The following is a 14904-nucleotide window of genomic DNA, read 5'->3' as shown; positions in this document are numbered from 1 at the left end:
CCGGTTGCGGGAACCAAGTTTGGAAGTATCGACGGATCGACGCAAGTTGTAACGATCACAGTTACTGACCCTGCCGGCAATACAGATGACTGTACAGCTACACTGACTCTGGTTGATAATATTGCCCCACAGATTACCTGCCCGGGTAATATTACTCAAACAGCAAGTGCCGGGGTTTGTGAAGCGGTTGTTAATTTTACAGCCACGGCTACCGACAACTGTTCAGCAGTAGTAACCTACAGTCATAATCCGGGTACTTCTTTCCCGGTTGGCACAACAACGGTAACGGCCACTGCGACCGATCCGGCAGGCAATACGGATGTATGTACGTTTACGGTAACCGTCACTGATGATGAAGCCCCAAACATTACCTGCCCAACCTCCTACACCGCCACAGGAAATTCTGCCTGTACGGGTGTAGTAAATGTTGCTCCCCCGGTGTATGATGATAACTGCGGTGTGACAAGTTTTAGCTGGACAATGAGTGGGGCAACAAATGCTTCAGGAGTTACACCCATTGGAACATATACTTTTAACCGAGGAACGACGACAATCTTATACACCGTAACTGATGCTGCCGGAAATGAAGACCAGTGCAGTTACCAGATAACAATTCCGAATCTTCTTACAGTTACAGCCAGCGCTTCTGCACCGGTAATTTGTGAAGGTGACGTGTTGACCTTATCCGCCGCTCCAGCAGGAGGCACACCGAATTATTTGTATGCATGGACCGGTCCCAACGGATTTACTTCGAACGTGCAGAATCCACAAATAAGTAATATTACTACTGCAGCAAGCGGAAGCTATATGCTTACAGTTACCGATAATAACGGTTGTACAGTAAATGCTTCGGTTTCTGTTATCGTTCGCCCAACGCCAAAGGCAACAATTAGCGGGACAACTGCGGTTTGCCAGAACGAGGCACCGGCACCAGTGGTTACTTTCACCAATAATATGGCAGATGCTGTGGTGGTTACCTATAATATTAACGGTGGTGGTGCTACAACCCTGGATATTGCCGGGGGGAGTTTTAAATCGGTTTCACACCCCACAGGAACCGCCGGGAACTACGTGTACAATTTGGTGGAGGTACGTTATGCCACCGGCGTAGGCTGTCCCAATACAGCTCCTTCTTCTGCGACGATTACCGTATATCCCACGCCCACAGTGAACCCGATAAGCGACCGGGTGTATTGTAAGGGGGCAACCGTTGGCTCTCTTATGCCAACAGGTCCGGTTAACAATACTTCCTTTACCTGGACAAACAATAACACCAGCATTGGTTTAGCTGCAAGCGGATCCGGAGCTGTTTCAGCATTTACGGCTACCAATGCTACCGACGATCCTATTGATGCTGTCATCACGATTATACCCAAAGCCAACGGATGTACGGGAACTCCATTAAGTTACACCATTACGGTTAATCCTACGCCAAGAGCAATCATAAGCGGAACAACAACTGTTTGTTACGGAGAGGCAGGACCTCCGGTAACCTTCACCAATCCCATGGGTTTACCGATTATTATAGAATACAACATTAATAACTTGGGGACTCAAACCATTGTTGTTGCGGCAAACAGTACCGCCACAATTACGGCGCCCACCACAACAGCCGGAACCTTTAATTATAACCTGGTTAGTGCCGCTTATCAAAGCAGTCCGGATTGTAGAATTGGAATCACAGGAACGGCTACCGTGACGGTAGATCCAAAACCGATTGCCAATGCTACACCCCAAAGTCAGACCATCTGTTCAGGAGAAACCATTATTCCGATTGCACTGTCGAGTACAACATCCGGAACCACTTACAGTTGGACAAGGAATAACACTACGTCGGTAACCGGTATTGCTGCTAATGGAACAGGAGATATTAGTGGTACGCTCACCAATACAACAGTTTCTCCTGTTACCGTTGTCTTTTATATTACGCCTCAAGCAGCCGGTTGTCCGGGAAGTCAGATTGAGGCACGGGTAACCGTTAACCCCATACCGGTTGCCACTATTACCGACAACAACGGATCGAGGTGTTCCGGAGTAAACATCAGTGAAATTGTGCTTAGCAGTAGTGTAGGGGGAACAACATTTACCTGGACACGCGACAACACCGACCTTGTTTCCGGTATTCCTGCATCAGGTTCAGGAAGTGCAATTAACGGGGCCCTGACTAATCTTACCAGTACTCCGGTGCCGGTTACATTTACGGTTACCCCAAAGGCAAATGGTTGTGTGGGGGCTGATGTAACCACCACAATAACGATTAATCCTATTCCTCAAATCGAGGATACAATACTTACGATCTGCAACAGTGGTTTTTTCGATGCGACACCAATAGACGGGATCAACGGGATAGTTCCTGCCGGAACAAGTTACACCTGGAATATTCAGTCGAATACAGGAGGGGTTACGGGAGCAGTAGACGGGAATGGAACTTCAATAACCGGAACATTGGGGAATTCAACCAATACATTACAAACCGTAACTTATGCGGTATATCCCCGATTTGGCGGATGTTTGGGCAATGTATTCCTGGTGAAGGTGAATGTAACTCCGGAGCCCGATATTGTTGATATGACAGCCATTGTATGCAGCAATGAGAACTTTACGGTTAAGCCCGTTAATATTACCCACGGAATTGTGCCCTCCGGAACGAAATATACCTGGTCAGCGCCAATTTTACCGGCTGGCCTTACCGGTGGGGCTGAAAATACAATACCTGCCAGTACCATCAGTGCGACGCTTACCAATACGACAAATGCAACACTTACGGCAATTTATACAGTTACTCCTTCCAATGGAACTTGTTTAGGTGAAGCCTTTGAACTAACAGTTACGGTTAATCCGGCTGCTTCCATTAATGCAAGCAATATAAGTACTTGTAGCGGTGCAGGTTTTAGCTTTACTCCTTTGCACGGTGTAGATGGCGCCGTTGTGCCGGCCGGGACTACCTACAGCTGGTCGGCACCGGATGTCGATGCCGGAATTACCGGCGGAACGGCGGGTAGCGGAGCAAGTACCATTAGCGGTACTTTATTCAATTCCGGTAGTTTGCCCTTGAAGGCACGTTATACGGTTACGCCTAAATCGGCTGGTTGTAACGGCGTACCCTTCGTTTTAACGGTTACGGTTGATCCTGTCCCGGCTATAGATCCAATTCCACAAACCATTTGCAGTGGACAAACCTTTACCATAACCCCTGCAGATGGCACAAATGGTGCAATACCCGGTGGAACAACATACAGTTGGGCAATCCCAGTTGTAACCGGTGGAATTACAGGTGGCCAGGCTGGAACCAATTTATCTGAAATTAGCGGAACACTTACCAATCCAACCAATACCCCACAAACGGCAACCTATAAGGTTATACCAACATCGGGAGCATGTGTAGGAATTGAATTCCAGGTAATTGTTACAGTAAACCCAACGCCGGTAATTAGCACGATAAATACAACGGTATGTAACGGCGTAGCCTTTAGTATTAAACCATTAAACGGTGTGAACGGAGTTGTTCCTTCCGGCACAACATATACCTGGGCTGCCCCGGTTTTACCTGCCGGTGTGAGTGGAGGAGTGGAGAATACTACACCATCTGCCGATATTAACGGAACATTGACAAGTTCATCCAGCGATGCTGAAGTGGTTACCTACGTGGTTAGTGCAAGTTCCGGAACGTGCAATCCAAGTACCTTTAACGTGAATGTTACCGTTAATCCGACACCAACAGCCAGCATTAGCGGCGGAGGAACAGTTTGCGACAATGCCGGAACAGCAGACATTATCTTTACCAATCCAATGGATCTTCCGGTTACTGTAACCTATAACATCGACGGAGGAACCAGCTTTACAGTGGATATCCCGGCAAATGCCAGTGAAACAGTACCGGCAACCATTAGCCAAGCCGGAACCTTTGTGTATAATTTGGTGAATGTGGCTTATCAATCGAATCCTACATGCTCTACGCCTATAAGCGGACAATCAACTACCTTGACTGTCGAACCAATTACTACAGCAGGAATATCAGCAGATCAGACCACCATTTGTTTTGGAACCGAAGTTACTTTTACTGCTACGGTCACGAATGAAGGTACAAATCCAATTTACAAATGGTATAAAAATAATGTAGAAATCATTGGCGAGAGCGCCTTGACCTATGTGACATCCGACCTGGTAAACAGTGATAAAATCAGGTTTGAAGTAACGACAACGGCCGGCACACCCTGTTTGGGTACTACTGCAAGTAACACAGTTACCATGACTGTGAATCCGTCATACACGACTTCGGTTACGATTTCAGAAAATGCCAACAATATTTGCGAAGGTGAAACTGTAACCTTTTCATCGACGGTGGTCAATGGAGGACTAGCTCCAACATACCAATGGTACCTGAATGGTACAACTCCGGTTGGAACTAACAGTAACACATATACTACCAATGCACTTGTTGATGGCGATATAGTAACACTATTTGTAACTGCATCAGACGACTTATGTACGTTTAATAACGGAGAAGCAACCTCGGCTCCTGTCGTCATGACAGTGAATGACAACGTGGATGTTGCTGTAAGTATAGCCGCAAATGCCGATCCTGTATGTGCCGGAAGTTCAGTTACCTTTACGGCAACGCCAACTAATGGCGGGCTTTCTCCGGTGTACCAATGGTATAAGAATGGTTCGGTTGTTGGAACCAATAGCGCTACCTATACTTATATCCCTTCGGATGGTGATGTGGTAAGCGTACTTTTAACTGCATCAGGTGAGATTTGTACCTTGGATGATGAAGCTTCTGCAACTTACACCATAAACGTTGATCCGTTGCCTGCTGCCAACGCCGGTGGAAGCCATGCGATTTGTGAAAATTCAAGTTACACCTTAACTGCAGGAGAAGCAACAGCCACGAATTACGCAACAATTTCATGGTCCGAAAACGGAGCCGGAAACATTACCGCTGGCGCGAATACACTGACACCGACCTATACCGCATCGGCAGCTGATGCGGGCAAAACGGTAACCTTAACGATGACCGTCACCGGTAGCAGCACCTGTGGAACAAAGACGGCAATTGCTACTTACAGCATTCTGGTTGATCCGCTTCCAACGGCAACGGCGGGTGGAAGCCAGACCATTTGTGTAAATGGAGCCGCTACCGTTAGTGGAGCATCGGCCAGCAACGGAACCATCTCATGGACCGAAAACGGCGCAGGTACAATTACTTCGGGTGCAACAACTTTAACTCCAACCTACACTCCCGCTCCAGGTGATGCCGGGACGTCGGTTACCCTAACTATGACGGTGACCAGTAACAATACTTGTGGCTCTACTGCAACAGCAATTTACACGGTAAATGTTGATCCGCTGCCCACTGCGATTGCCGGAGGTAGTGCAACTATTTGTTCAGATGAAGCATACACCCTTGGCGGTGGAGAAGCAAGCGCTACAAACGGGACTATTTTATGGACCGAAAACGGAGCGGGTTCGATTACCAACGGAACAACATTGACACCAACCTACACGGCAGTAGCAGGCGATGCGGGGAAAACTGTTACGCTGACCATGACGGTAACCAGTAACAACACGTGTGCTCCCGCAAAGGCGACTGCCAATTATACAATAAATGTTAGCCCGTTACCACCTGCCATTCCCGGCATTATTTCGGGTGAAACCGATGTTTGCCACGACGATACCGGTTTGACATACAGCATTGCAGCTGTGCCTAACGCAACGAATTATACCTGGACTGTTCCTGCCGGGTGGACCATCGTCTCCGGACAAGGGACAACTTCGATTACTGTTAACGCGACTACTTCAGACGGAGATATTAGCGTTGTAGCAAGCAATACTTGCGGAACAAGCACTGCCCGAATTTTACCGGTGATCAGTGTCGATGATGTACCTGCTACACCGGGTGAGATTATTGGCGCTTCCGCCATTTGTCCGACAAAAACTGAAACCTATTATATTGATCCGGTAAGTGGTGCTACAAGTTATATCTGGACTGTTCCGACCGGATGGACCAATCTGACCGGACAGGGAACTAATACAATTACGGTTAACGTACCGTCGGGGGCTTCCAGTGGTGATGTAACGGTGACTGCAGTAAATGTTTGTGGCAATACTCCCGGAATTCCATATCAGGTGACAGTTGATAATACAGCTACGGTTTATGCCGGTCCGGATCAGATCGTGTGCCAGGGTTCTGGTTTTGTGATTCTCTCAGGAGACACAGATGGCGCTATCGACCATAAAAAAGAATGGGATTGGGTCGCCATTGATGGAGGTACTATCGTAAGTCCCGATGATTTGAATTCTCGATTTAACTTCCCTGTCGGATTTACGTTCGGAACCTTGAGAGTCGTTATTGCGGCAAATCCTAGTTTGGTGAGTTGTAGTTCGCCAAACGATACCATGACCATAACTGTTTTGGCCTACCCAACAGCAGAAGCAGGAGGGCCGGATATTGTCTGTCAGTCAGCCACACCGTCAGCACTTGCCTTGTCAGGGGCCGGCATTGGTGGTGGCGCTACAACAGGAGCATGGTCAATTGTGAATGGAGGAGGTACATTGAGCAGCTCTGCTCAAACAAACAATCCTGCAGCGGTGACCTACACGCCGGCGGCTAATTTCAGTGGAACAGTTACATTACGGCTCACTACAAATGCCCCGGGGGGGTGTACCGCGGCAACTGATACCAGAACCATAACGATTAACCCGCTGCCCACAGCTTCTGCCGGAGGCAGTCAAACCATTTGTGCCAATGAAACGGCGACAGTCAGCGGAGCGTCAGCAAGTAACGGTACTATTTTGTGGACCCACGACGGAACAGGTACGCTAGCAAATGCTACTACGTTAACACCAACTTATACTTCCGGAGTTGGAGATGCGGGGAACACAGTTGAGCTGACAATGACGGTTAGCGGGACGAACAGTTGTTCAGGAGAGACCGCGACTGCAAGCTTTACGATTGTTGTGGATCCGCTGCCAGAGGCATCTGCCGGAGGTAGTCAGTCCATTTGTATGAATGAGACAGCTACGGTTAGCGGAACATCAGCAAATAATGGCAGTATATTATGGACGCATAACGGCTCGGGTTCTATAACCAATGCGACAACATTAACTCCAACTTATACTCCGGCAGCCGGAGATGCAGGCAAGACAGTAGTTCTGACAATGACAGTTAGCAGTACCAACAGTTGTGCCGGTGAGACTGCAACTGCAAGCTACACTGTAGTTGTTGATCCGCTACCCTCTGCTTCTGCCGATGGCAGCCAGACAATATGTGCAGATGAAACAGCGACAGTTAGCGGAGCATCAGCAAGTAACGGCGATGTTTTGTGGACACACAATGGAGCAGGTAGTTTAACCAATGAGACAACTTTAACACCAAGCTATACTTCTGTGGCTGGAGATGCGGGCAATTCCGTGATTCTGACAATGACTGTTAGCAGTACCAATAATTGTGCAGGAGCAACAGCAACTGCAAGCTACACCGTAAATGTCGATCCACTGCCTACAGCTACTGCAGGAGGTGTTACCACGATATGTGCTGATAATACTTATACTTTATTACCGGGTGAGGCTAATGCCGCTTACGGAACCATTAGCTGGACTGAGGACGGAGCTGGATCAATTACTTCCGGGTCAACCACTTTAACCCCGACATATACTCCTGCAGCCGGGGATGCCGGTCAAACCGTAACGCTGACGCTGACGGTGACAAGCAATATCAATTGTGGAGTTGCAACAGACACCTATACGATACAGGTTGATCCAATAGCTACAGTTACCGCCGGAGACGATCAAACCGTTTGCCAGGGTGATCCGGTGGTATTAACGGGTAGTTTCGGCGGTGGAGCAAGCTCTGCTACCTGGGTTGGCGGTACGGGAACATTCAGTCCGGATCGAAATACTCCGAATGCTACCTATACTCCAAGTAACACTGAAATTAATGCCGGATCAGTAACATTAACGCTGACAACCAACGACCCGGCAGGGCCCTGCGGCCCGGTAAGCGATGCCGTAACAATCATCATTCAGAAAAAAGTGGTGATCACCTCTCAACCCGCCAACACCGGAGTTTGTGTGGGAGAATCGGCTGACCTGACGGTGGCTGCTGTCGGAGACAATCTAAGCTATCAATGGTATAAAGATAATTTCCCAATTTCGGGAGCAACAGCTGCTACTCTTCATTTTAACGCAGTAACCTTAGCTGACGAAGGTTCCTTTTATGTGGTGGTCAGTGGAGCATCTGAATGTTCGCCGGTACAGTCTGCAACAGTTACTCTGAATGTTGATGCCGCCATTACCATAAGCAAACAGCCTGCTTCGGCAACTAAATGCGCGGGAGAGAATGTCATCTTTACCGTGACAGCCGGGGCCAATGGCGCTGCCCTCACTTATCAATGGAGAAAAGGTGGAGTGGATATTTCCGGAGCTACATCGTCCAGTTATTCCTTAAGCAATCTAACTCCGGCCGACGGCGGAGTTTATGATGTCGTAATCAAAGGAACCGGAGGCTTTTCATGTGGTTCAATTACCTCAAGTTCGGCAACCTTAACGATTGGCACCGACGGAACGATAAGCAATCCGGCCAGTAAAGATCAAACAATATGTGAAGGCGATGCCATTGCCAACATTGTTTTTGCCATTGGCGGTTCGGCCACTGGCGCGACTTTAACCGGCGCCTTACCTGCCGGTTTAACGCAGGGCTACAATAACAGCACAAAAGAATATACGATCAGTGGCACACCGACTGAAACCGGAACCTACAGCTATACATTAACGACTACCGGAAGCACTTGTGTAAATCCATCCATAAGTGGTACCTTAACCATTAATACCCACGGAACCATAAGCCTGGCCGGGGGGAATGCAAACCCAACACTTTGTATCAATAATCCGCTGCCCAACATTACGTACAGCATCGGAGGAAGTGCAAACGGAGCAAGTATTACCTCAGGTTCTTTACCTCCGGGAGTAAGCGGTACTTATAGCAATGGATTATTTACCATTAAAGGTACACCTGCGGCTGCTGGCACCTATCCGTTTACCGTTACTACCAGCGGATCATCTTGCAATAATCCATCACTGTCCGGGACTATAACGGTTAATCCGGATGCCACACTTTCACGGGATAGTGGCGATCCCAATCAAACGGTTTGTATCAATACTCCTATTACATCCATCAACTATTCCAGCGGTGGTTCGGCAGGCAGTGTAGTACTTACCGGCCAGCTGCCTGCGGGAGTTGAATTTACCGAAGCCGGAGGTATTTATACCATCTCCGGTACACCTTCGGTTGCCGGAACCTACAATTATACGGTGACTACAACCGGACCGTGTCAAAACGTTTCAGAAAGCGGTTCCATAACCGTTGACAATCTGGCTGATCCGGGAATATTGTCTCCGGCTATTTCCACAACTTGTACGGATACTTTAGGAGCAAACTCCGGAACGTTAACACTCATAGACTACTCGGGTAGCATCGTTCAATGGGAAGCATCATACGACGGTGGCCAGACCTGGGATACCATTCCCCACACCGGCGCTTCCTATACCTATAATAATCTTCCCAATACGACGCTCTTTTCAGTATTGGTGCAGAATGGTTCCTGCGATCCTTTTTATTCGGCAATAGCACGTGTAACCGTCATTCCTTCCTTTAAACCGATAATTACATCGGTAGGAGGTAATGCCTGTGCCGGCGAACCGGTAATTTTATATGGTACTGTTGATGTGGTTGCCGATACCTTTAGCATTATTGCAGGTGGACTTTTTAATACGGCTAATCCAAAAGGATGGAGAATCTGGCAGGATGGAGTTATCCTGCATCCTTTCCCGGCTTCAGGTGACAATGAAAATGCTACTCCTTGGGCCGAAACCAATGGTCCAAAACAATTCTGCGGTACAGACTATGATTCCGGTGAAAAGAAATTTTCTATCGTTATGGGGGAACCGGGAGAAAATATGAACTCCTGGATGGAAACACCCATTTTTGAGTTGTTATCCACCATGTCGTCAGCCGAGCTTAATTTTGATCATGCCTATGATTTGGCTCCGGGAGCAACTGCTAAAGTAGAAATATCGCTGGACGGTGGAGATACCTATAATACTACTTTAGCCTCCTATACCGGAACTTTAAACAGCGGAATGCCCAATGTGGTGAATCCAATCGAAATTGACCTTTCACCCTATATTGGCATGGACAATTTGCGCATTCGTTTTAATTTCGATAGTAATAGTGAATGCAGTGTTTGGGCCATTGATAACATTACCTTGCCTTCTCCTCCGGCTGATGTAACCTATGTATGGGGGCCGGTGGAAGAAATTCCGCTTGGCGTAACCGGTTCGCCGGTGACGGTTTATCCGGGAACCTCAACCACTTATACCTTAACCATGTACGTTGCCGGATGCCCGGGGTCGGCAACCGAACACCTGGTGTGGGTATACGAATATCCGGAAGTACAAACGGTTAATGCCTGTGTGGGCGGTGGAGATGTAATCTTTACCATGACCAACGGGACTGAAGGAGGTACCTGGACGGTGAGCGGAGGCGGTACCATTACCAGTGCCGGAGTATTTACACCTACTACTCCCGGATGTTACGTGGCTACCTATGAGACACCATCCGGTGGATGTACGGGTTCAGCCAATTTTGTGGTATTCCCGGAAGCGCCGACTCCAACCGTTAATACAGGTTGTGGTCCGATTGTGGTAACGCCTCCTCCAACAGTCGATGGATTTAACATCGAATACAGTTTCGACAATGGAGCTACCTGGGGAGCCAACATTCCTCCTACAGCCGACAATTGTTCTCCGGGATACTACATAAAAACCCGTTATGTTACAGCAAATCTCTGCGATCCAACTCCTGTCGGCAATATAAGCGAGAATTCGGTATGTAGCGAATCACCTGCCGTAATACGATCCATCGACTATACAGCGCCTACCTTTACTGTACCTGCCAATAAGAGCATTTCAAAAGATGCCAACTGTAATTACAATGCCTCGGTCAGTGTAACCGGTGACGTGAGCGATGAAGCCGATAATTGCTCTACCGGCCTGAATGCCAGCTATACCGATGTCGTACTGCCGGGTGCTTGTGAAGGTGAAGAAATTATTACCCGTACCTGGAGTCTGACCGACGATTGTGGAAATACTACTACGGGCGTACAAACCATTACCGTACTCGATAACAATGAACCACCTGAATTTACAGTCCCGGCCGATATAACCATCTATAAAGATGCCGACTGTAATTACGATGCATCGGTAGCTCACACCGGTGATGTAACCGACGAAAGAGACAACTGTTCAACAGGCCTGGAAGCGACCTATAGCGATGCAACTTCAACAGAAGATGACTGTGGTGCAATTACCATTACCCGTACCTGGACTCTTGCCGATAATTGCGGAAATTCGGTTTCTAAAGTTCAGCTTATTACTGTTTTGGTAAATATACCACCTGTAATTACTTGTCCAGCCGATATTGTAGTGGAATGTATCGATGATGTGCCGGCTCCCGATATTAATGTGGTAAGTGTAACCGATATCTGTGGGCAGGTAACGATAACGCACGAAGGAGATGTTAGCGATGGAAATACCTGTCCTGAAGTAATTACACGTACTTATAAGGCCACCGATCTTTGCGGCCTGTATTCCGTTACATGTACTCAGAAGATTACCATCGACGATACAACCGATCCGGTCATCAGCTCGCTAACAGATAAAACTATCGAAGCCTGCGATATCGCTACTGCTCTTGCTTCAGAAGGACTGCTGCCTTACAGCCCATCGGGTTCAACGATAACACTGGCCCAGTTGCAGGCAGAAGGGGGAGATGCTTCCGATAACTGTTCCTTAGCTTCTGTTTCTTATATCGATGTGACTCTGGGAAGTTGCCCCTGGACCATCCGCCGGACTTATTCCGCAACAGATGCCTGTGGAAATGTTGCTTCATCCACACAAACATTTGTAATCACCATCGATGATACGACTCCTCCGGTTGTTACCGCGGATGACGATCAGGAAATTGAAGCATGCTCGGTGCTGGCAGGTCTGCCTTCCTATAGCGAAACCGCGGTTCCGGTCAAAGGAATGGAGGCAACCTACGGCTTCAGTGTAACGGAAGATTGTACTTACGAAATTACTTATGTGGATAAAACGTCTGGTTCTTGTCCGTGGACGGTAACCCGCACCTTTACAGCCACCGATGGTTGCGATAATACAGGCACAGCAACCCAAATCTTTACCATCGACGATACAACTGCTCCTGTCATTACGCCTGGAACAGCGCAAAACATTGAGGCCTGTTCGGTGCTGGCCGGTCTGCCAACTTACAGCGAAACTTCGGTTACAATAACCGGTGACGAAGCAACCTACGGCTTGAGCGTGGATGAAGACTGTACTTACGAAATTACTTATATCGATGTAACGGCTGGCTCTTGTCCGTGGGTGGTCACCCGTACATTCACTGCTACGGATGACTGCGGAAATGTAAGCACTTCAACCCAGATCTTTACCATCGACGATACAACTGCTCCCGTAATTACGCCGGGAACAGATCAAAATATTGAGGCTTGTTCGGTGCTGGCCGGTCTGCCAACTTACCGCGAAACTTCGGTTACAATAACCGGTCAGGGAGCAACCTACGGCTTCAGTGTCAATGAAGATTGTAATTACACCATTACTTATGTGGATGTAACAACTGGCTCTTGTCCATGGGTGGTAACCCGGACATTCACCGCTACCGATGCCTGCGGAAATGTAGGTACGGCAAAGCAAACCTTTACCATCGACGATACAACTGCTCCTGTCATTACGCCGGGAACAGCGCAGAACATTGAGGCCTGTTCGGTGCTGGCCGGTCTGCCGACTTACCGCGAAACTTCGCAAACAATAACCGGTGACGAAGCAACCTACGGCTTCAGCGTGGATGAAGACTGTACTTACGAAATTACCTATGTGGATGCAACGTCTGGCTCTTGTCCATGGACGGTAACCCGCACATTCACGGCTACGGATGCCTGCGGAAATGTGGGCACAGCAACGCAAATTTTTACCATCGACGATACAACTGCTCCGGTCGTTACCGCAGATGATGATCAGGTGATTGAAGCCTGTTCGGTGCTGGCCGGTCTGCCATCATACAGTACAACGGCAGTGATAGTAACCGGTCAGGAAGCAACATTCGGCTTCAGTGTGACGGAAGATTGTGGTTACAAAGTTACGTATGTGGATGTAACGGCTGGCTCTTGTCCGTGGGTGGTAACCCGCACATTCACCGCTACGGATGACTGTGGAAATGAAGGTACGGCAACCCAAACCTTTACCATTGACGATACGGTAGTGCCAGTCATCAGCTCGCCAACCAATAAAACTATCGAAGCCTGCGATATCGCTACTGCTCTTGCTTCGGAAGGACTGCTGCCTTACAGCCCGTCGGGTTCAACAATTACACTGGCCCAGTTGCAGGCAGAAGGCGGAGATGCTTCCGATAACTGTTCCTTAGCTTCTGTTTCTTATATCGATGTTACAACAGGAAGTTGTCCCTGGACCGTCAGCCGGACTTACTCTGCAACAGATGCCTGTGGAAATGTTGCTTCATCCACACAAACATTTGTAATCACCATCGATGATACAACTCCTCCGGTTGTTACCGCGGGTGACGATAAGGAAATTGAAGCATGCTCGGTGCTGGCCGGTCTGCCTTCCTATAGCGAAACCGCGGTTCCGGTCAAAGGACAGGAGGCAACCTACGGCTTTAGTGTAACGGAAGATTGTACTTACGAAATTACATATGTGGATAAAACGGCTGGCTCTTGTCCGTGGATCGTAACCCGTACCTTTACAGCCACCGATGGTTGCGGTAATACCGGCACAGCCACCCAAATCTTTACCATCGATGATACCACCGATCCGGTATTCAGTCAGGAAGCTTCCAATGGAATAGCGGATTGTTACTCGCCCGACCCGGCTACCAATGCCGATTTCCTGAACTGGTTGGCCGACAATGGAGGTGCCCGGGCAACGGATAACTGCGATACAAATCTGGAATGGACCAATAACAGTGCAAGCCAGAGCTGGGTGCGTAGTGGTATTGATTATACCATTACCGTTACCTTTACGGTTACCGACGATTGTGGAAATACAAATGAAACCACCGCAAGCTTTACGGTACGCGATGATGTGCCTCCGACCATTGCCTGTCCGGTGAGTTCAAATGCTGAACCCGATTTGTTTGAAGAAACAGTGTCGGGAGATGGCTGTGAATGGCAACCTACCAATGTTCCAAACCCGGTAATCGACGATGTTTGTGGATTAGACCGCCTGGTATATACTTTATCGGGAGCTACAACAGGAAGCAGCCCGGCTACAGGTTTTAATTACGTAAGCGATGCCGACTTGAACGTGGGCATTACTACGGTTACCTATACCGTGTATGATATTGCCGGAAATTCAGCGGAGTGTTCCATCCGGATATGGATTAAGAACACTGTCGATCCACGCTTTGAAGTAACCTGTCCGGATCCAACGGCATCCACGATCAGCGTATCTGCAGAAACTGATTTATGCGATGCCGAGGTCACGGTACCTGCTCCGGTTATCGATAATTTATGTGTGGAAAGCTTTAGCGTTTCTTATCAGATCGACGGAGGAACTTCGGTTGCAGTCACTCCGCCGGCAGCGGTAGGAACGGTTGTTACCTTAAATGCCTTGACCGAGCGCTTTGAAGTGGGTACCCATACGGTAACCTGGACCATTGTTGATGCCTCGGGTAACGTATATACCTGTAATATTAACATTACCGTAACTGATGATCAGTTGCCAACCATTACCTGTCCTCCGGATGTGGAAGATGAAATTACAGATGGTGGTTGTGACTTGATCAGCGATGAAATAGGCGAACCTACT

At 48.3% G+C, this 14904-nt stretch carries 1 protein-coding gene; it reads left to right on the top strand.

Annotated elements, in window-relative coordinates; translation table 11 throughout:
- Positions 1-14904: PKD-like domain-containing protein (locus tag MR764_RS15295; RefSeq protein ID WP_247980313.1), on the top strand; the 14904-nt coding region annotated here is incomplete at both ends.

Origin of the sequence: Maribellus sp. YY47 (genome assembly GCF_023111095.1) — a bacterium.
GTDB lineage: Bacteria > Bacteroidota > Bacteroidia > Bacteroidales > Prolixibacteraceae > Draconibacterium.
The sequence above is the reverse complement of the archived record's forward strand: the minus strand, read 5'-3'. Positions and strand labels throughout refer to the sequence as shown.